A 19,360-nucleotide genomic window follows, 5' to 3' on the forward strand; every position below is an offset into this window, starting at 1 on the left:
GCGTCAGCTTCTTTGAGCTCTATGCAGTTCCTGGCCGATCATGGAAACGCCCAACCGAAGCGCCGCGAAATCAACACCTTGGACAAGATGCGACGACATGGCCATAGTAAACTGAACCGATCAGTTCAAAAATGCTTGCAATATAGCTTTTCCTCAGGCAATCATATTCGCAAATATGAATTTAATGGAGGGAATCGATGTCCACCCCCACTCGCGCAGCAGACACCTACTCACCACTCTACTTCCTCGCCTCGCTCGGCGCCGGCGGCCTCTCGGTATCGTTCTTCATGTACCTGTTCTTCTGGGTGCCCCATCCAGGTGTTCCGGTACCGACCTTCGAGCACATCTGGGCCGCGTTCACGACGGGCAGCACGCTGCAACAGGCGGCCATCGTCATTGCCTGGATCGGGATCGCCTTCTTCGTTGTGCTTAACCTCAAATACCTGATTTGGAACCTCCGCGCTTTCTCCGCCTTCAGCAAGACCGAGACGTTTGAGAAGCTGCGGAACTCCAACGCCGAAACCACGATCCTCGCGATGCCGTTGGCGCTTGCGATGGCCGTGAACGGGATGTTCGTCGCGGGACTTGCCTTCGTACCGCAGCTCTGGTCCATCGTGGAGTACCTCTTCCCGCTCGCCATGATTGCCTTCCTCCTGATCGGCATTCAGGCGCTGCGTTACATCGGGGACTTCCTCGGCCGGGTTCTGACCAAGGGCGGTGTCTTCGACGTGACCGCGCACAATTCATTCGCCCAGCTGTTGCCGGCCTTCGCACTCTCGATGGTCGCCGTTGGCTTCGCCGCGCCTGCAGCGATGAGCCACAACGTCGTCACCGCCGGTATCGCCTTGATCGTTTCGACCTTCTTCGGTTTCGCTGCGATCCTCTATACGGTCGTCGCGGCGATCACCGCATTCAACTCCATGTTGCACCACGGCACCGCGAAGGAATCCGGGCCGACTCTGATGATCGTCGTGCCGATCATGACGGTGCTGGGCATCATGTTCCTGCGCCAATCGCACGGCATGCACGTGACGTTCGACGCCCATGGCGCGCCGGTTGAGACGCTGGTCTTCCTCTCCCGTCTGCTGACCGTGCAGCTCGTGTTCCTCGGCCTCGGTCTGCTGGTGCTGCGCCGCCAGGGCTACTGGGACGACTTCGTTTTCGGGTCCAAGACCTCTCCGGGCTCCTATGCCTTGGTCTGCCCCGGTGTCGCGCTTTCGGTGATGCTGCATTTCTGGCTGAACAAGGGCCTTGTCGCCTCCGGCATCGTCGACAAGTACTCGCTGGCCTACATCTTGGTATCCGCAATCGCTGTCGGTCTCCAGTTCGCGATGATCGCCCTGGTGCTGCGGCTGAACAAGCAGCACTTCGGCAGAACGCCGACGGCAGTGGCCGTACCCGCCGAGTGATCCCCCCTGAAACCCAATGCAGACGGGCGGCCAAGAGCCGCCCGTTTTGCGACTCGGCACGTGGTGCCCATGCCCGCAGGACGCGACGTAAAGAAAGACTGTCGCGGCGCGCCCGCCCCTCCGCTAACGTGGTCGGACACGAGAAACGGGAAGCGCGAAATGGATATCATTCCGAAGGAAATGCGAGCGGTGGTTCTCACCGGGCTCGGCGGGCCTGAAATGCTGTCCTACCGCGAGAACGTTCCTGTTCCGCGCCCGGGCCCGGGAGAGGTTCTGATCCGGGTCCATGCCGCTGGAATCAACAACACGGACATCAACACGCGCACCGGCTGGTATTCGAAGGGAGATCGGAACGCACAGGATGCGAGCTGGTCCGGCAATGCGCTCAGGTTCCCGCGGATACAGGGGGCCGATGTTTGCGGAGAGATCGCCGCTGTCGGTCCCGGCGTTCCGCACAGCCGCATTGGTGAGCGCATCCTGATCGAACCCAGCCTGCGCGAGGCCGGCGGGCGTGACCTGGCCGCGCCTTGGTATTTCGGCTCCGAATGCGACGGCGGATTTGCCGAGTACACCGTCGTCGCCTCCCGCCACGCCCACGCGGTTCGAAGCCCGCTGAGCAGCGTCGAATTGGGCTCCTTTCCCTGTTCCTATTCTACAGCCGAAAACATGCTTGCGCGCAGTGGCGTTGAGGAGGGGGACCGGGTTCTCATCACCGGCGCGTCTGGGGGTGTCGGGTCTGCGGCAATTCAGCTAGCCAAGGCGCGTGGCGCGCATGTCGTCGCCGCGACAAGCCCAGCCAAATCGGATGCTTTGCGGAGCCTTGGCGCCGATGAGACCATCGGCCGGGACGTGGACAGCATAGCGGCGCTCGGACGGCACAGTATCGACGCCGTCGTCGACCTCGTCGCGGGTCCTGCATGGCCGGTGCTTCTGGATGTTCTGCGGCCCGGAGGGCGCTATGCCGTCTCGGGCGCGATCGCCGGTCCATTGGTCGAACTCGATGTTCGAACGCTCTACCTGAAGGACCTGAGTCTCTTCGGATGCACGGTCCTGGATCCCGAGATCTTTGGCAATCTCGTGAGTTATATCGAGGCACGGCGCATCGCCCCGCTGGTCGCGCGGGTCTTTCCGCTTGAGGAAATCGCGGCGGCGCAAGCAACCTTCGAGACCAAAGAACACGTCGGCAAGATCGTTCTCGCCATCGCGGATTCGACGTGAACCAATCCACAAGCCGCGGACCGGCGTCAATTGTGCCGACGATTCGTGGAATCGACCGTCAGAGGTACAGGCCCGGGTTTTGCTGCCGCCGCTTCGCCTTTTCGGCGTTGAGCCGACGGAGCGTGTGTTCGATGTTCTCTGCGCCCTCCGGAACCTTTTCGTGGTGCACGGTCCCGGCGTCCGCAGTAGTTTCTGCACTCTGTGACAGATCCCTGTCCTTGCCCGTGGGCGATGTCGACTTGCTCGTCATGGCCTCCTCTCCATAGCGTGACTATCGAACTGGGGTGCATCTCCCGCAATGCGCCCCCTTAAAGCTGCCGCGCGCATCCGGGATTCCAAATGATCTGGATCAAGCGCCGACCACTCCGGCATGCGAGAGGAGGACTCCTCGTCAGCAAAGCGGCGAAGTCAGCCGCCCGGAATCGCTTCCGCATCCACGACCGGGCTGGATCGCCCCGGCGTGAGCCGCGTCCGCAAGAGCGCCAGGGGATGCGCCCGGAGCGTCAGCCGCATCGAGACATAATCCTCCACCACCTGTTCGCCCAGAGTCATCTCCGGCAGATGCGCCGCTGGCTCGTCGATCCCCTCTCCCTCCAGGTCGGGTTCGAAAAGCGGCAACGGCCGCGTGGCCCGCAGCGCCCGCGCCTCCCACAGCGCCTCGCGGCGGCTCAGCCCGATATCGGCAAAGGCATCGGCCTCGGCCAGCACCTCCAGCAGGTTCGGTGGCGTGCCGGCGCGGCGCCAGACCTCATCGACGGCGAGATAGCCGTTGCCACGGGCGGCGGCGATCCAGCCCGCCTCCTCCTCCCGCATCGCCCTGACCTGCCGAAAGCCGAGGCGCAGCGCCAGCCCGCCACGCCCGTCAGGCTCCATCACGTTGTCCCAGTAGGACGCATTGATGGAGATCGGGCGCACTTCCACCCCGTGCTCGCGGGCGTCGCGCACGATCTGTGCGGGCGCGTAGAAACCCATGGGCTGCGAGTTCAGAAGCGCGCAAGCGAAGATGCCCGGATGGTGCCGCTTGATCCAGGCGGAGGCATAGACCAGCAGGGCGAAGCTGGCAGCGTGGCTTTCAGGGAAGCCGTAGGAACCGAAGCCCTCGATCTGGCTGAAGCAACGGGCGGAAAACTCGTCATCATAGCCGTTTGCGCGCATCCCGGCCATGAACCGGTCGTGGAACTCGCTGACATTGCCGTGTTTCTTGAAAGTGGCGAGCGAGCGGCGCAGGCGGTCGGCCTCTTCCGGCGTGAACCCGGCCCCGACGATGGCGATCTGCATCGCCTGCTCCTGGAAGAGCGGCACGCCGAGGGTCTTGCGCAGGACGGCGCCCAGGGCATCGGAGGGGAAGGTGACGGGCTCCTCGCCATTTCGCCGCCGGATATAGGGATGCACCATGTCGCCCTGGATCGGGCCGGGGCGGATGATCGCCACCTCGATCACGAGGTCGTAGAAGCAGCGCGGCCGCATCCGCGGCAGGAAGTTGAGTTGCGCCCGGCTCTCCACCTGGAAGACCCCGATCGCATCGGCCGCCGACAGCATTTCGTAGACGGCCGGGTCCTCCGGCGGCAGCGTGGCGAGGCTGTAGTCCAGCCGGTGATGCTGGGCGAGAAGATCGAAGGACTTGCGGATGCAGCTCAGCATGCCGAGCGCGAGGATATCCACCTTCAGGATGGCGAGCGCATCGATATCGTCCTTGTCCCAGGGGATGACCGTGCGGTCCTCCATCGTGGCGTTCTCCACCGGGCACAACTCGTCCAGCCGGCCCTCGGTGACGATGAAGCCGCCAACGTGCTGCGAGAGGTGCCGCGGAAAACCCTGGATCTCTCCGATGAGCTTCATGGTCTGCCGCAGGCGCCGGTCGGTTGGGTCGAGCCCCACCTCACGCATCCGCGTCTCCTCCATCCCCGTCATAGAGCCCCAGCCCCAGATCTGGCTGGAGAGCGCGGCGACAGTGTCCTGGCTGAGCCCCATGGCCGCGCCCACCTCCCGCACCGCCCGCTTGCCGCGGTAGTGGATGACCGTGGCGCAGAGCCCGGCGCGGTGGCGACCGTAGCGTTCGTAGATATGCTGGATCACCTCCTCGCGGCGCTCGTGCTCGAAGTCCACGTCGATATCGGGCGGCTCGCCGCGCGCCTCGGAGACGAAACGCTCGAATACCATCGTTCCGATCTCGGGACTGACCGAGGTGACCCCAAGGGCATAGCAAACCACCGAATTGGCCGCCGAACCGCGCCCCTGGCAGAGGATGTTGCGGGCGCGGGCGAAGGCGACGATGTCGTGGACGGTGAGGAAGTAGGGCGCATAGGCGAGCTTGGCGATCAGCCGCAGCTCGTGTTCCAACTGCGCGCGGACACTCGAAGACGCCCCGGAGGGGTAGCGCCAGCGCAGCCCTTCGCGTGCCAGCCGCTCCAGCCGCGCATCCGCACTTTCGCCGCCGGTGACTTCGGAAGGGTATTCGTACCGCAACTCGTCGAGGCTGAAGGTGCAGCGCGCGGCCACCTCCGCCGCGCGGTCCACCGCCTCCGCATGCGGCCCGAAGATCTGCCGCAGCTCCGCCTCAGACCGTAGCCGCCGCTCGCCATTGGCCATCGCTGCCCGGCCCAGTTCCTCGACCCGGAGACCGGTGCGAATCGCGGTCAGAACATCGGCCAACTGACGCCGGCGCGCGTGATGCATCCGGGGCTCCGCAGAGGCGAGGACCGCAATCCCGAGCCCCCCGGCCAGCCGCGCCAGCCGGTCAAAACGGCGGGAATCCCGCCCATCGTAGCGTGGCGCCATGACCAGGTGAACGGCAGCGCCAAAGCGGCGCGTCAACCGCTGCGCCTGTGACATCCAATCGCCCGCGCCGCCCTTCCCCGGTATCTCCCGTGGCACGGCCTCCGGGTGGAGAAGGAGTTCCATCCCCTCTCCCCAGGCCAGCAGATCCTCCATTCGCAACAGGCAGCTTCCCTTGTCGGCCCGTAGCCGCCCCAACGAGATCAGCCGGCAGAGACGCCCCCAGGCGGCCCTGTCCCGTGGCAGGGCCGTCACGGCAGCCCCGTCGGCCAGCACGATCCGCGCACCGGGGATCAGACGCGGCGCATTGAATATATCGGCAGAAGGCGGAGGCGGCACCTGCGCGGGGCGCGGCGGGCCGATGCGGCCATGCGCGGCCTCCGCCGCCTGCCGCTCGGCCACAACGCGCCCGATCTCCCGCGCCTGCGTATGGGCCCGGACGATCCCGGCCACGGAATTCTCGTCGGCGATCGCAACCCCCGCGAGGCCGGCGAGGGCGGCGCGCTCCATGTATTCCTCCGGATGCGACGCACCGGTCAGGAAGGAGAAATTGGATGTCGCACAAAGCTCGGCAAAGGCCATGCTCCCTCCTTTCATTTGAGAACGTCCCTCTCGGCCGACGCGACGGCATGTATATAACCGCCATCGGCAAACCTTCCGCATTGGAGGCCCGCGAATCCACGTCGCCGCGCCCCATTTTATTCACGTTTTGTTCTCAAGTGAAGGTTGTCGCAGTTGGGGACCCCACCAAAAGCACCGACGCAGCGTCAGAAGTGATCGGCAAAAGCCTCGACGACCGCTTCGTAGACGGCCCGCTTGAACGGAACGATGTTGGCAACGAGATCGTCGGGCGGCAGCCACCGCCACTCCGAAAACTCCGGATGGTCGGTTTCGATGCGGACCTGCGCGTCGCTGCCGAGAAAGCGCAGCAGGAACCACTTCTGCTCCTGACCGCGATACTTGCCTTTCCAGATCTTGCCAATCAGTTCCACGGGCAGATCGTAGCGCACCCAATCCTCCGTCTCGGCGACGACGTCGACGAGATCGGCGGAAACACCCGTTTCTTCCCACAATTCACGCAGGGCCGCCTCGCGCGGCGCTTCGCCCTTGTCGATGCCACCCTGGGGCATCTGCCAGGCGGGCACATCGCTGTCCTTGCGTTGGCCGACGAATACGTGGCCTTCGCCATTGAGCAACACGACACCCACGCAGGGGCGATAGGGCAAATCAGCAGGGTTCTTGGTCATGCGGTCTTTATCGGAAGCGGGGCGCGCACTGGCAAGCACCTGTTGTCGGCGACCGACGAGGCGGATTGAAGCACAACTAGTCTCGCGCGGATTACTTGCAAGCCATGGCGCCGCCTATCCCCTCGTGGCAAGGGAAGATGTGCAGACCCATTGCTTCGCCCGAGCACAATGCCGACGCCGCCCTACGGCTTCTGGCTCTGCTCCGCTTGCGTGCGCTCTGCCTGAATGTCCTGGACATGCTCCGGCCATGTCGACTTGATAAAGGCGAGGATATTCCAGATCTCCTGATCGCTCAGGATCTCACCGAAACCCGGCATGTTGCTTTGAAACTCTAGACCTTGCCGCGCGAGAGTTTCCGCTCCACCGAGCCGTGTATAGGTGAAGAGCAGCATGTCGCCATGGTGCCAGGTGTGACCCGTCTCGTCGTGCGGTGGTGCAGGCAGGACACCGTTCTCGTCCGCCACCCTCCAATTCGGCTGCCCTTCAAGTTCCTTGCCGTGGCACGATGCACAATGTTCCTGGTAGAGCGCGGCCCCCGCAACACCATCGGCAGACGCCGCCTGCCCCAAAGACTTGGTGCCGTTCCCGAGGATTAGCCAAGCGGAGACCGCGGCAACCAGCACACCGCCAAGGATCAAACCCCGCGCGCGAAGGTTCAGGCGATGCGTCACGCGAGGACCTTGATCCGGGTCATCATTCCCGACGCGGCATGGGTCAGCATGTGACAATGAAACACCCAGTCACCCGGGTTGTGCGCAACGAAGGCGATCTCCCGACGTTCGTCTGCGAACATCAACAATGTGTCGCGCAACGGCCCAAGGCCGCCTCCCGGAAGCACCTCGCGGAAGTGATGGCCGTGCAGGTGCATTGCATGGGGAAACACCGTGTCGTTTTGCATCATTACGCGTACCGTCTGACCTCGTTCCGCTACGAAAAGCGGTGCATCGGGCATCCCGAGCGTGCCATTCAACGCCCAGAACTTCCCGCTTTGGGCAGCTTCGCGGAAACCAACCTCTCGACCGTTCATGTGTGCAGAAGCGAAGCCACGCATTGCCCCGCCTTCCATGCGAAGCTGACTCTGCATCGCATCATCCAGGTCGGTGACCGCCATGTCCGGATTGGGCGGAAGCGGCAAAGGCGGATCGCGGCGACTGTCCGAAGCCTTTTCACGAACCGAGAAGAGAACCTGTGAGTAGCCCTCGTCTCCCTCGAACCGCACCAGATGCGCCTCGGCGCCAGGCTCTGCGGTCACGTCAACGATCAAGTCGGCACGTTGTGCCGGGGCAAGCAGAAGGCGCTCGGATATGCGGATCGGGGAGTCCAAAGGCATCCCGTCAAGCGCGACAACCCAGCCTTCGAGCCCCCGCAATTCCAGTTCGAATATCTTCGCGTTCGCAACATTGATCAACCGCAGTCGCAGTCGCTCGTTCTGCTCCGCCGTCAGGGTTGCGTTGAAAACCCCATTCGTGACGGCGATATTCCCAACGCGCCCGCCATGGCTGAAGTCGTGCATATTCTCAAAGCTCGCGATCTGCCCGGTTTCGGGGTCGAGACGGAAATCGTCCAACACCAGAACCTCGTCCCGATCGACGTCCGGCGGGTCGGATTCTTCTACGATCAACGGGCCGTGCAATCCGCGCGCCACCTGTTCGAAGGATTGGTTATGCGAGTGGTACCAGTACGTTCCGGCATCTTTCACATCGAAGTCATAGAGAAAGGTCTCGCCCGGCTGCACCGCCTTCTGCGTGACCCCGGGCACCCCGTCCATGGCGTTGTCGATGCGTATGCCATGCCAGTGAACGGAGGTCGGTGCGGGCAGGCTATTCACGAGTTTCCGGGTCAGTCGACTACCCTGAGCGACCCTGATCTCCGCGCCAGGCAATGCCCCGCCATAGCTCCAGACATCCGTTTTCGGATAGCCCTCCGGCGCAATCTGCGCCTGCGCCGGGCGCGCTTCGAGGAGCTGTGGACCCTCCGCTTGCGCCTGCAGGGATCGGGGCAGAAGCGGCAAGGTCGCAAGACCGGCCGTTCCTCTCAATAGGCCTCTGCGTGAGATCATGACTGCGTTCCATTCTGCGGGCGTTGACAACCAATTCACCGTCCCCGGTGACGCCGGCATTGGGCAATCCGGGGGTGCGTGCAGTTTTAGATTAGCCGGGGGGTCGGGCAACGAACAAGTTGGTGAACCGTCTGGTCATCGCGTGCGCTCGGCGCAATGGGATGCATCGAGAGTTCCCTCAATGACGTCACGGGGCGGTGCGGAAAGGCGACCGGCGCGCGCGCCGTCTCTCAGCCGCCGTCGGAGCGCAACGGCCGGCGCAGGCGCGCGAACTGGGCGTAGCCGCGATAAAGATCCCTGTGTTCAACCTCGACTTCATATTGAACACTCAGCCCCCGGAGCACCGCGCTGAGTTCCGTGCGCGGGCTCACGTGAAACTGCTCCAACCACGCGTAGAGCAGGGATTTAAATGGCGCCGGAAGGCCCGCCTGGTCGCCGAAATCGACAATGTGGAGCGTTCCGCCCGGGGCCAGATGCATCAACCCCTCGGATATTGCGGCGCGCCAATCCGGGATCATCGACAGGCAGTAAGACAGGAATACATGATCGAAGGCGGCATGCCCGAACAGCGCCACCGGGTCGAAGTTGCAGGCGTTTCCCAGTGCGAGCCGCGCGCGTTTGCCAAGCTTCGACCGTGCGGTTGTCAGCATCTGCTCGGAGATATCCAGGCCGTAGAGGGTCCGGCCGGGATACCGCTGGTCGAGGCGGTCGAGATTGCGTCCGGTCCCGCACGCGATTTCGAGAATATGAGCCTCTTCGGCCGGGCGCATGTCATCGAGCAGACGGTCGCGGCCGAGCAAATAGTATTTCCGCGTTGCGTCGTAGATCCACCGCTGGTGGCGATAGACTCCGTCCATAAGTTCGCCATGCGCACCCACGCCGTCACGCATCCGTGCATTCCTTCAGCCGATAGACGTGGAACCCGCCGTAAATTGCCGAGCGGTCTGCACGCGTGCCGGCCTGCGACGCTTCCGCATCGTAGCGCCATTGATCTAGCGTATCCGACGCGACCCGCCTTGGCAGAATATCCTCCGTGCCGCCGGTACGGAATACAGCACGGGCGCCGGGCGCGGCCGTCCGTGTAATCTCCCCCCAGAGCGCGTTCAACTGGCTGTCGGTCATCCAATCCTGCGCGTCCAGCAGAACGTATGCCTGTTTGCTCGCGTCGGGTTGCGTGGCAAGCACATCCGTAAGCGATTGGTTCAGCACCGTCGCGCGGCTCGCATTTGCCTTGACGGCCTCGAAATTCGCCGCTTCGAGGTAGGGGGGAACCGGGCCGTTCCCGTCGGGAGCATAACCACGGAACGCGGCCTGCCAGGCGAAGTAGTTTTCCTGGATCGGGAAGTCGCAGAAGAGCTTCCGCGTCCGTTCCCGCAGGACGGCAATTATGTCGCCATCCGCATCCGCTGCGAGTTTTTCGTATTGCGCCGGCGGGATGCCAAGCCCGAAGAGCGATGCCCGGCTACGCGCCAATTGGCGAACGGCGCGCGCCTCGAAGAGCGGCGCGATCTGACGGTCGAAGAAGGCCTGTTGCTCGTCAAGGTCGCGCGCAGCGAGAAGCTCTCGGAAATCGACACGGCCGAGACCGGTAATCATATGGGCCGCACCAATGAAGCGACCGAGGGCGCCGTGACGATAGAGACCCCTTCGGAACATCACCTTGCGCCGGCCGAAGGGTGTTCGTTCATTCCAGTAGGCCAGGGTTTCGGCATCCAGATGTGGTGCCAGAAGCCTGTTGAAGGTTTCGATGTTGGAAGCCCGGTTCGCGTGACCGAACATGTCGTAGAACCGCGCATGATCCGGCACATGCCGCGCCGCCGCCAGCTTCAACTTGTTCAGTGCGACGTGGGCGGGGGAAAGATCCACGACGGTGATCGAGGCCGGTCCGGCGCAAAGATAGGACATCATGTTGCAGCCGCCGGATGCGATACACACGAGGTTGTCGGCCGGCCCGAGTTGCAGCGCGCGCATATCAACGACGGGGTCTTCCCAGATCTGCGCGTAGACAAGGCCGCGGAACAGACGCCCAAACCCGCGCTCCATCAGCCCGTCCCAACTGGCGGCGACGTTCCGGTTCACCGCGGCATGGATCTGGTTGGATACGGTATTGGCCTGCGGCATAAGGCGCCCCCTGTCTTGTGTCTCAGGTCTCGGTGGTTGCTTTGCGCTTTCGGGCGCGTTTTCTGGCGGCTCTGCGGGCGTGCTTCCGGCGCGTCATCGCGGCTTCCCAGTCGATGAGTCTCAGGGTACCACTTTCTTCCTCGACGATTGCCGTGCAGCTTTCCACCCAATCACCGGTGTTGACGTAGGTGATCTCGCCGATCGTGCTGATATTCGCGTGGTGTATGTGACCGCAGATAACGCCATCATACCCGCCGCGTCGCGCGTCGTCGGCCAGAACCTCCTCGTAGCGGCTGATCAGGTTGACGGCCTGCTTCACTTGTTGCTTCGTCCACTTTGAGAGCGACCAGTATTGCCCGCCCCACAGGCGTCGCACCTGGTTGATCCGCGGGTTGAGCCAGATCAGGAAGCCGTAGGCGCGATCCCCCAGGATCGCGAGCCACTTCGCGTTGAGGACGATCACATCGTACTGATCCCCGTGGGTCACTAGGTACCGCTTGCCATCGGCAGCCTCGAAGCTCGCATCCCGAACCACCTCGATACCGCCGAAGTGGGTTCCGAGATACCCGCGCATTACCTCGTCGTGGTTTCCGGGGATGAAGATGATCCGCGTGCCAAGCCTTGCCTTGTCGAGCAGTGCCTGCACCACATCGTTGTGGAAGGCAGGCCAGTGCCAGCCGCGCCGCAGTTTCCACCCATCGAAGATATCTCCGATCAGATAGATCGTCTCGGCATCGTGCCGAGACAGGAAACTGAGCAGTAGCTCGGCCTGACACCCCCTGGTTCCCAGGTGAATGTCCGAAAGAAAGATCGTTCGATAGCGCAAGGACACGTCCAAAAGGCGAATTTCTGTCGTACTAGGTGGCCGGTGTGACATCCACGTGACTGCCGGGCGTGTCAACCTGCTCGAAAATGTCTCGTCTTCATTTCTGTTCAACAATACCCGGTGCCGACCTCACAAAAAGGTTGGCGTGGAACGGGTAGTGCGCCACCGGCGCTCCGGCGGCATCGAGTTCACCGGCATTGCCACGTCGTCCCCGGCAGGCGGCCCGAAACCTTGCGAAACCGAGATTGTCGCAAGATCACGAGCCGCCATCGGGTATGGCACTTCGGCCTCGTGGCTAACGCCGTTCAGACCTCCTCGGACGACTTTGCCCAGAGGTTAATGTCTTCTTCCGATGACAACCGGTCGATCTCGGCGAGTTCCTCGTCGGAGAAGTCGAGGTTTTCCACCGCCTTTGCGCAATCGATCACTTGTTCGGGCTTGCTCGCACCGATCAGTGCGGTCGTGATGCCGCCGCCGCGCAGTACCCAGGCAATCGCCATCTGCGCCAGAGTCTGCCCCCGCCGCTCGGCGATGGCGTTCAGATTGCGCACGCTTTCGATGGCGCTTTCCGTCAGGAAGTGATCGCGGAAAGAGCCACCCTTTGTCGCGCGGCTGCCTTCGGGTACGCCATTGAGGTACTTCGTGGTGAGCATCCCCTGCGCCAGAGGAGAGAAGGCGATTGACCCGACGCCCAACTCCGCAAGCGTCTCGCGCAACTTGTCCCGCTCAACCCAACGGTTCAGCATCGAATAGCTTGGCTGATGGATCAGGCATGGCACGCCCATGTCCTTCAACAGCGCAACCGCCTGACGGGTACGCGCCGAATTGTACGACGAGATTCCGACATAGAGGGCCTTGCCCGCCCGAACGATATCCGCAAGTGCTCCCATGGTCTCCTCCAACGGCGTGTCGGGATCGAACCGATGCGAATAGAAGATATCCACGTAGTCGAGGCCCATCCGCTGCAGGCTTCGGTCGCAGCTTGAGATAAGGTATTTGCGGCTGCCCCATTCTCCGTATGGGCCGTCCCACATCATGTATCCGGCCTTCGACGAGATCACCATCTCGTCGCGGTGGTCTCGGAAATCCGTCCGCAAGATCTCGCCAAAGGCCTCCTCGGCAGAACCCGGCGGCGGACCGTAGTTATTGGCCAGATCGAAATGCGTGATCCCGTGATCGAAGGCAGCGCGGCAGATGTCCCGCTTCGTCTGATGTGGCGTGTCGTGTCCGAAATTGTGCCAAAGGCCGAGGGAGATCGCTGGCAAGAGCAGGCCGGAGTGACCGCACCGGCGATATTTCATTCGATCGTATCGGTCGGCGGCTGCGACATATGTCATATTCGTTCTCCGGGAGTTGCGGGCGTGAAGACTCACGTCCAATTCGGCCCGAGCTTCGCGAATATCCGGCCCAGTTTCAAGCTGACCCGACCGTCCGGTAGGCTCGCAAGAACCCGACGGCCGTGCGCCCACCTCCGATCCGGCAGAACCGGTCCGGATGTCGCGAGGACGCCCCCTCGGGACCGGCAACAACATGCGCTATGGACAGGACGCCGTACGGGCACCGAGCACGCTTGTCGGTGCTACCCCTCTCGCGTCGGTCAGAAAATGAAGTCGGATGATTTCAGCTCGGCCGTCCAATCGTCGAGCCAGATCGAGGCGGCGTCGGTGAACTCTACATAGGTGCCATCAGCGTTTTTCGTGATTGACAGGTCTGCCATGTTCTTGGCCGCCCCGATCGAAATTTTGTCGCCGTCCTTGCGACTGAAATCGTCGATCGTGTCCGACCCGAAAGCCTTTCCCTTGAAAACGAACACATCCGCGCCATCGCGACCACGGAACCAATTGTCATCCTCGTTGCCGATAAACGTGTCACGAACATCGGTTCCCTCCACCTCTTCGATGCGGGATACGCGGTCCACCGTGCCGAAACCATCCCGCACTCGTCCGGTGATCAGGTTGGCATGGATACCGTCGTAGCCACCATCTTGTTCGTCCTTGTAGTACTGGATGCGGTCGTCACCGCCGCGACCATCGATGACGTCCGCCCCTCGCCCGCCAAAGAACGCGTCATCATTCACGCTGCCCTTCAAGACGTCCTTGCGCACGGTACCGCCGACACGCTCGATGTCCACGAGCTTGTCCCGGAGCCCGTCCGGGCCGATCGCATACCCCTTGGCAAGATCGACCTCGATGCCCCGCTTCGCCGCCAATCGGACGCTGTACCACTGGTCATAGGAAACCGTGTCCCAATTGTCGCCGTTCGAACCGACGTAGCGATCCTTGCCGCCAAAATCCTTGATGTAACTGCCACCTGGACCGGCCTTGACCACATCGTTGCCGCTACCGGTTTTTACATCCATCCCGCGGTTCCCGGACCCGGGGCCTGAGAACGTGCTGCCGCCACTTACAAGGTTGCCATAGGCACTCCAGGGTTCATCGCGCAGATAGTGGTGGAAAACGCCGGCATCGAGGTCGATATCGATCATTTTCACCTGGAGCTTGCCGCCCTTGTTGAACCATTCGATTTTCTGGATGTTGCCTGAGAGAATGGTCTTCTCGCCTTTGTATTCACCCTGGCTTGGCTTGAATGTCGTGACCGCTTTCAAAGTCACATTGATCGACCAAGGGGATCGGTCGGCATCAAACGGTTGGCCCGCTTCACCCGCATCGTAGACAAGTTTCATGACCCCGGTCTTCGTGTTGATCTTGGCGATCCGATAATCATCGAAGTCAGCGTAGCGGTAGTGGTAATCTTGGTTGTTCGTGAAACTGATCTTGGCCAAGGCAACCTCTTCGGATAACTGTTCGGTCCCATTCTTCGGCTATCGGGGAGACGGTCTCACATCCCAATTGCCGCAGGCGCACGCAACCCCTCTGAACCGCGTGTGCCCAATCCCTTCTCGCGATGTCGCTCGCTTGTTTCATTGCAGGTTCGGACGCGCCTGCCACGTGTCGTTATGAGTGTTCGACAATTCGCCCAACCCCGGGAAAGGATCGGATATTTGGAACCGAGCCTCAAGCACGGATTACGCGGTCAGTGTAGTCCGGGCGGGCATCATTCAGACGAAACCGTCGCCAAAGCCCTCGTGGCGACATCGATCCTGGAGCGCCCCACGGCGATGCTGCAAGAGATAGTCGAGGCGCACCATTCCAATCGGTGCAGGACTGCGCCGTTGTCGGGGTACATCGGAGAGCGAGAGTGCCGATTTGAACCGGAAGTATGGTGCGGTCGAGAAGACTCGAACTTCCACGGGAGTTACCCCACAGCGACCTCAACGCTGCGCGTCTACCAATTCCGCCACGACCGCACGTGATCAGGTAGGCCGGGCGTAGATAGCGAAGGCGTCACGCGATGGAAAGCGGTTTTTTTGCCGTTTGCCGAATTTTCCGTTGCCATGATGAGTCGATCATCATGAGTGCGAACGGTGCAATACGAAGCCTGCACCGTTCGCTCACGGGTCACGGCCCTGTCCAACTATTCCGCGGGCAGGAAGGTCGGGATGGCGGTTGCCTGGTCCGCCTGAGCGGCTGAGCCGCCGACGGGTGTCACCGTGCCCTCGGTGATCATTGTCGCGGCGGTTCGGATGAGTTCCGCACGCCCAGCCTGGCCGGGAGCGACAACCGGAGTGGCACCATTCGCCAAGGCGGCCTCAGTTGCCGAGAACCACGCCAGCGCGAGGTCTTCCCTCTTCGCGGTTCCGACACCCTGAGCCAGATGATGCCCCGGCAATTCGGTATAGACCCGCTCGCCCAACGCCACCAGAAGCAGCGATGACGCGAGAGCGACGTCGAGGTCGTCGATCCGGTATCCGGTTCCGAGGCAGATCTTGGCCGTGGTCGTCAATTGAGCGGGCGACATGCCGCTGTCCAATACAAAGGACGCCGTCTGTTGCGTCACTTCGTCAAGCGGCGTCAACGACAACGCCAAAACCTGATCCTTCATGAGAGGACCGATGGTCCGGCATTGCTCAGTGATCTGATCGGGCGAAAAACCCTGCACTTCAGCGATCATCTGCTCCGAGGCGGCAATGGCATAGGTCCGAGCAAGGCAAAACTGCTCATTCAAGGCAATGTCGGGATCAGACAGGTTATCCAAAGTGCGGAAGCCGCCGTTCGTATTTGTCAACAAGCTGACCGCGTTACAGTGGGACGCGAGAGACGCCTCTGCGGATTGCCCGGCAAAGGTCGGGAGCGTGGGCGCAGCCCCGCCGGGAGCGGCCGCCACCTCGGTGGGTTCCGGTGCGGCCTGCGGCTGCTGAACCGACGCGGGCGGATTGACGACAACAGTCGTAGACGGAACCACCGCGGGAACCATCGCCGGAACGGTGGCAACGGGCTGCTGACCGGTTGCCAACTGATCGCGGTAGGTGATCAGCAGTCCACGCGGCCCCATTGGATTGGCAGCAATCATCTGGCTGGTCGCCGGCCCGCCAGCCAATGCGCGGCTGTGCGACGTTAGGAGAAAGTCTTTCTCGTACTGCGTCAATTGCCCGGTCGCGGCGTATCCCATATGCGCCTGGTAGTTGGAGATTGCTGCCCTTGAATTGCGCCCGAGCACACCGTCGGCAGTTCCTGCGCTAAACCCGAAATAGTTGAGCGCATGCTGTACCGACCGGTTCTCGGACCGTTGCGCGGACGTCATGGACGGTTTTGCGGTGCGATACACCGTCTGCTTTTGTACGTAGACCTTCTTCTTGGCCTGTTGCTGGGCCATTGCATTGCCGATGATCCCACCCACAATCGCACCGGCGATCGCATCCCCCGCATCTGCGGCAGCCTTGTGAGCAGGGCCTAGGGAGATTGCACTGAGAATAAGTGTGGAAAGAAGATGCTTGCCAGCCATGAAACGCATTCCTTGAATTAATCTTGCACCGAAACCGGGACGGCCGCATGGTCGCGCCCCGCACATGGCGAAGATGCTCCCAAGTGCACCGATTCGGGTCAAGGGATGGATACCGATATGGTTGATTGGATCACTTCCGACGGGCTGGTTGCCTACCCTGACGCCGTCGAAGAGATGGAAAGGCGCGCCGCCGCCATTTTTTCGGGCTCAGAGGACGAGGCCATTTGGCTTCTGGAACACCCTCCGCTTTATACCGCGGGTACATCTGCCCGGATTTCCGATCTTAAGGACCCGTACCGTTTTCCCGTATTCGACAGCAAACGCGGTGGTCAATACACCTACCACGGCCCAGGCCAACGCGTGATTTACGTGATGCTCGATCTCAACCGGCGCGGCCGGGATGTCCGCGCTTTCGTTGAGCAACTGGAATCCTGGGTGATCGATACGCTCGACACGTTCAACGTTAAGGGCGAGATTCGCCCGGGTCGGGTCGGTGTCTGGGTGACGCGGCCTGAAAAGCCGCCGCTTCCCGACGGAACACCGCGGGAAGACAAGATCGCCGCCATCGGCATTCGCCTCCGAAGATGGGTGAGTTTTCACGGGATCTCCATCAACGTGGAGCCGGACCTCAGCCATTTTGACGGCATTGTGCCCTGCGGAATCAGCGGCCACGGCGTCACCAGCCTTGTCGATCTCGGACTTCCGGTAACGATGGACGATCTCGATGTCGCGCTTCGTAACACGTTTGACGCCGCGCTGCCGCTTTCGGCGTCCGCCTAGCCCCCAAGCAACAGCTGCGGAATACCTCATTCGAAGCCGCGAATCCCCATCGTCGGAGGTGGATCGGGGCTCAAAACCGCATCGCAGGATGAGGCTTCGTCGCACAATTGCCCGGCGGCTGCGCAAAAAGCATTCTGTTTTCTGCATATCCCAGATGTGACAGGCGCATTGCTGGTTGCCGCCCCACCCTGTTGGCCCTAATGTGGCCACCGGACGCGCGGGCCTGTCTCCGGGAGAGGGTGGCCCAACAACAGGACTAAATTTCCGGAGGGAACGTATGGCCGACGCAGCCATTCAGGGGCATGACCACGAGGACAATCGGGGCTTTTTCACCCGTTGGTTCATGTCCACCAACCACAAGGACATCGGGATTCTCTATCTCGTCGTGTCGGCCGCGGTCGGCTTTATAGCCGTCTTTTTCACGGTGCTCATGCGCATCGAGTTGATGACGCCCGGTGTGCAGCACATGTGCATGGAAGGCTTCCGGCTTTTCGCCAGTTCAACGGAAGGCTGTACGCCAAACGGCCACATCTGGAACGTGCTGATCACCGCCCACGGCATCCTGATGATGTTCTTCGTCGTCATCCCCGCTCTCTTCGGCGGATTCGGTAACTACTTCATGCCGTTGCAAATCGGCGCACCGGACATGGCGTTCCCACGTCTGAACAACCTCAGCTTCTGGATGTACTTCGCCGGCTGCTGCCTCGCTGTTGCATCGGTAATATCGCCCGGCGGCAACGGTCAGCTCGGTTCCGGTGTGGGTTGGGTGCTCTACCCGCCGCTAAGCACCAACGAGGGTGGGTTCTCGATGGACCTGGCGATTTTCGCCGTCCACGTCTCGGGGGCCTCCTCGATCCTTGGTGCGATCAACATGATCACCACGTTCCTGAACATGCGCGCGCCGGGCATGACGCTGCACAAGGTGCCGCTATTCTCGTGGTCGATCTTCGTCACCGCCTGGCTGATCCTGCTCAGCCTCCCGGTTCTGGCCGGCGCTATCACCATGCTGCTGACCGACCGCAACTTCGGTACCACGTTCTTTGACCCGGCCGGTGGCGGCGACCCGATTCTCTACCAACACATCCTGTGGTTCTTCGGCCATCCGGAAGTCTACATCGTGATCGTGCCCGGCTTCGGTATCGCCTCTCATGTCATCGCGACCTTCTCGCGGAAGCCCATTTTCGGCTACCTGCCGATGGTCTACGCGATGGTCGCCATCGGTGTTCTGGGCTTCGTCGTCTGGGCGCACCACATGTACACGGTGGGCATGTCGCTCAGCCAGCAGAGCTACTTCATGCTGGCCACGATGGTGATCGCGGTGCCCACTGGCATCAAGATCTTTAGCTGGATCGCGACGATGTGGGGTGGTTCCATCGAGTTCAAGACCCCGATGCTCTTCGCCATCGGCTTCCTGCTGCTCTTCACCGTCGGTGGCGTGACCGGCGTGGTTCTGAGCCAGGCTGGTGTGGACCGGGCATACCACGACACCTACTACGTCGTCGCCCACTTCCACTACACGATGTCCATGGGCGCGGCCTTCTGCATTTTCGCGGGAGTTTACTTCTACATCGGCAAGATGTCCGGCCGTCAGTACCCCGAGTTCCTCGGCCAGGTCCACTTCTGGCTCTTCTTCATCGGCGTGAACGTAACCTTCTTCCCGCAGCACTTCCTGGGTCGCCAGGGTATGCCGCGTCGCTACATCGACTATCCGGAAGCCTTTGCGTCGTGGAACTACGTGTCGTCGCTCGGCGCATTGCTCAGCTTCGCATCCTTCCTGCTGTTCTTCTACATCGTCTATGTCACGTTGCGGAAAGGTGAGAAAATCACCGAAGACAACTACTGGAACGAGCACGCGGACACGCTGGAATGGACCCTGCCTTGCCCGCCGCCGGAGCACACGTTCGAGACGCTTCCGAAGCAGAGCGACTGGGACAAGGGCCACGCACACTGAGTTGCTGTGTTGGGCTGGCGCATTCGGGCCAGCCCTGACGGCCGCCAGAACTGCAATGCACAAACGAAGGGCGCATCCATGGTGACGCGCCCTTCTTCATTTTCCGCATAGTCACTCTGAAGGCATGCAACG

At 62.0% G+C, this 19,360-nt stretch carries 15 protein-coding genes and 1 tRNA gene; 4 read left to right on the forward strand and 12 right to left on the reverse strand.

Annotated features, from left to right (window positions below; translation table 11 throughout):
- Positions 1-197: 197 nt before the first annotated feature.
- On the forward strand, positions 198-1,409 hold the full coding sequence (locus tag ARC39_RS09435) for a TsoY family (seleno)protein (RefSeq protein WP_068113553.1): 1,212 nt from the start codon (positions 198-200) through the stop codon (positions 1,407-1,409).
- Between the two features lie 159 nt (positions 1,410-1,568).
- Positions 1,569-2,627, forward strand: coding sequence for an alcohol dehydrogenase family protein (locus ARC39_RS09440; protein ID WP_068113557.1), 1,059 nt, complete (start codon positions 1,569-1,571; stop codon positions 2,625-2,627).
- 58 nt (positions 2,628-2,685) lie between these two features.
- Here the strand turns inward: ARC39_RS09440 and ARC39_RS09445 are convergent, their stop codons facing one another.
- The 12 genes from ARC39_RS09445 to ARC39_RS09500 all read right to left on the reverse strand — a co-directional run bounded on the left by ARC39_RS09445 (position 2,686) and on the right by ARC39_RS09500 (position 16,497).
- Positions 2,686-2,877 carry a hypothetical protein gene (locus ARC39_RS09445; protein WP_068113560.1) on the reverse strand — a complete coding sequence of 64 codons (192 nt, stop codon included), beginning with the start codon at positions 2,875-2,877 and terminating at the stop codon, positions 2,686-2,688.
- A 158-nt stretch (positions 2,878-3,035) separates the two neighbouring features.
- Positions 3,036-5,999: an error-prone DNA polymerase gene (locus tag ARC39_RS09450; RefSeq protein ID WP_236545202.1), complete on the reverse strand. Its 2,964-nt coding sequence runs from the start codon at positions 5,997-5,999 to the stop codon at positions 3,036-3,038.
- A gap of 170 nt (positions 6,000-6,169) precedes the next feature.
- On the reverse strand, positions 6,170-6,649 hold the full coding sequence (locus tag ARC39_RS09455; RefSeq protein WP_068113564.1) for an RNA pyrophosphohydrolase: 480 nt from the start codon (positions 6,647-6,649) through the stop codon (positions 6,170-6,172).
- Between the two features lie 182 nt (positions 6,650-6,831).
- Entirely contained in the window at positions 6,832-7,320 is a 489-nt protein-coding gene (locus ARC39_RS09460) for a c-type cytochrome (RefSeq protein ID WP_438273258.1), read from the reverse strand.
- Positions 7,317-8,708, reverse strand: a complete 1,392-nt coding sequence (locus ARC39_RS09465; protein WP_068113567.1) for a multicopper oxidase family protein — start codon at positions 8,706-8,708, stop codon at positions 7,317-7,319. The genes ARC39_RS09460 and ARC39_RS09465 overlap by 4 nt, the downstream gene beginning before the upstream one ends.
- A 230-nt stretch (positions 8,709-8,938) precedes the next feature.
- Positions 8,939-9,598 (reverse strand): class I SAM-dependent methyltransferase, encoded by a 660-nt coding sequence (locus ARC39_RS09470; RefSeq protein ID WP_068113570.1) that lies wholly within the window; start codon positions 9,596-9,598, stop codon positions 8,939-8,941.
- Positions 9,591-10,829: a BtaA family protein gene (locus ARC39_RS09475; RefSeq protein ID WP_068113575.1), complete on the reverse strand. Its 1,239-nt coding sequence runs from the start codon at positions 10,827-10,829 to the stop codon at positions 9,591-9,593. Before ARC39_RS09475 ends, ARC39_RS09470 begins: the two co-directional genes overlap by 8 nt.
- A gap of 22 nt (positions 10,830-10,851) precedes the next feature.
- Complete coding sequence (locus ARC39_RS09480) at positions 10,852-11,661, reverse strand: UDP-2,3-diacylglucosamine diphosphatase (RefSeq protein ID WP_438273259.1); 810 nt, start codon at positions 11,659-11,661, stop codon at positions 10,852-10,854.
- Between the two features lie 299 nt (positions 11,662-11,960).
- Entirely contained in the window at positions 11,961-12,992 is a 1,032-nt protein-coding gene (gene mgrA / locus ARC39_RS09485) for an L-glyceraldehyde 3-phosphate reductase (protein ID WP_068113583.1), read from the reverse strand.
- Positions 12,993-13,252: 260 nt separating this feature from the next.
- On the reverse strand, positions 13,253-14,437 hold the full coding sequence (locus ARC39_RS09490) for a hypothetical protein (RefSeq protein ID WP_068113585.1): 1,185 nt from the start codon (positions 14,435-14,437) through the stop codon (positions 13,253-13,255).
- A 438-nt stretch (positions 14,438-14,875) separates the two neighbouring features.
- Positions 14,876-14,962, reverse strand: a tRNA-Leu gene (locus ARC39_RS09495).
- A 167-nt stretch (positions 14,963-15,129) separates the two neighbouring features.
- Positions 15,130-16,497 carry a peptidoglycan-binding domain-containing protein gene (locus ARC39_RS09500; RefSeq protein WP_068113588.1) on the reverse strand — a complete coding sequence of 456 codons (1,368 nt, stop codon included), beginning with the start codon at positions 16,495-16,497 and terminating at the stop codon, positions 15,130-15,132.
- 105 nt (positions 16,498-16,602) lie between these two features.
- Here ARC39_RS09500 and lipB point away from each other — a divergent pair, with 105 nt between their 5' ends.
- Both lipB and ctaD read left to right on the forward strand, forming a co-directional pair.
- Complete coding sequence (gene lipB, locus ARC39_RS09505; RefSeq protein WP_078059181.1) at positions 16,603-17,277, forward strand: lipoyl(octanoyl) transferase LipB; 675 nt, start codon at positions 16,603-16,605, stop codon at positions 17,275-17,277.
- Between the two features lie 277 nt (positions 17,278-17,554).
- Complete coding sequence (gene ctaD, locus ARC39_RS09510) at positions 17,555-19,228, forward strand: cytochrome c oxidase subunit I (RefSeq protein ID WP_068113591.1); 1,674 nt, start codon at positions 17,555-17,557, stop codon at positions 19,226-19,228.
- The last annotated feature ends 132 nt before the right edge of the window (positions 19,229-19,360 follow it).

Origin of the sequence: Tropicimonas marinistellae (assembly GCF_001509585.1) — a bacterium.
GTDB classification, from domain to species: domain Bacteria; phylum Pseudomonadota; class Alphaproteobacteria; order Rhodobacterales; family Rhodobacteraceae; genus Tropicimonas; species Tropicimonas marinistellae.

Bases quoted from the DNA above. Each gene is read 5' to 3' on its own strand.
- ARC39_RS09435 (WP_068113553.1), top strand. From the start codon at position 198: ATGTCCACCCCCACTCGCGCAGCAGACACCTACTCACCACTCTACTTC.
- ARC39_RS09440 (WP_068113557.1), top strand. From the start codon at position 1,569: ATGGATATCATTCCGAAGGAAATGCGAGCGGTGGTTCTCACCGGGCTC.
- ARC39_RS09445 (WP_068113560.1), bottom strand. From the start codon at position 2,877: ATGACGAGCAAGTCGACATCGCCCACGGGCAAGGACAGGGATCTGTCA.
- ARC39_RS09450 (WP_236545202.1), bottom strand. From the start codon at position 5,999: ATGAAAGGAGGGAGCATGGCCTTTGCCGAGCTTTGTGCGACATCCAAT.
- ARC39_RS09455 (WP_068113564.1), bottom strand. From the start codon at position 6,649: ATGACCAAGAACCCTGCTGATTTGCCCTATCGCCCCTGCGTGGGTGTC.
- ARC39_RS09465 (WP_068113567.1), bottom strand. From the start codon at position 8,708: ATGATCTCACGCAGAGGCCTATTGAGAGGAACGGCCGGTCTTGCGACC.
- ARC39_RS09470 (WP_068113570.1), bottom strand. From the start codon at position 9,598: ATGCGTGACGGCGTGGGTGCGCATGGCGAACTTATGGACGGAGTCTAT.
- ARC39_RS09475 (WP_068113575.1), bottom strand. From the start codon at position 10,829: ATGCCGCAGGCCAATACCGTATCCAACCAGATCCATGCCGCGGTGAAC.
- mgrA (WP_068113583.1), bottom strand. From the start codon at position 12,992: ATGACATATGTCGCAGCCGCCGACCGATACGATCGAATGAAATATCGC.
- ARC39_RS09500 (WP_068113588.1), bottom strand. From the start codon at position 16,497: ATGGCTGGCAAGCATCTTCTTTCCACACTTATTCTCAGTGCAATCTCC.
- lipB (WP_078059181.1), top strand. From the start codon at position 16,603: ATGGATACCGATATGGTTGATTGGATCACTTCCGACGGGCTGGTTGCC.
- ctaD (WP_068113591.1), top strand. From the start codon at position 17,555: ATGGCCGACGCAGCCATTCAGGGGCATGACCACGAGGACAATCGGGGC.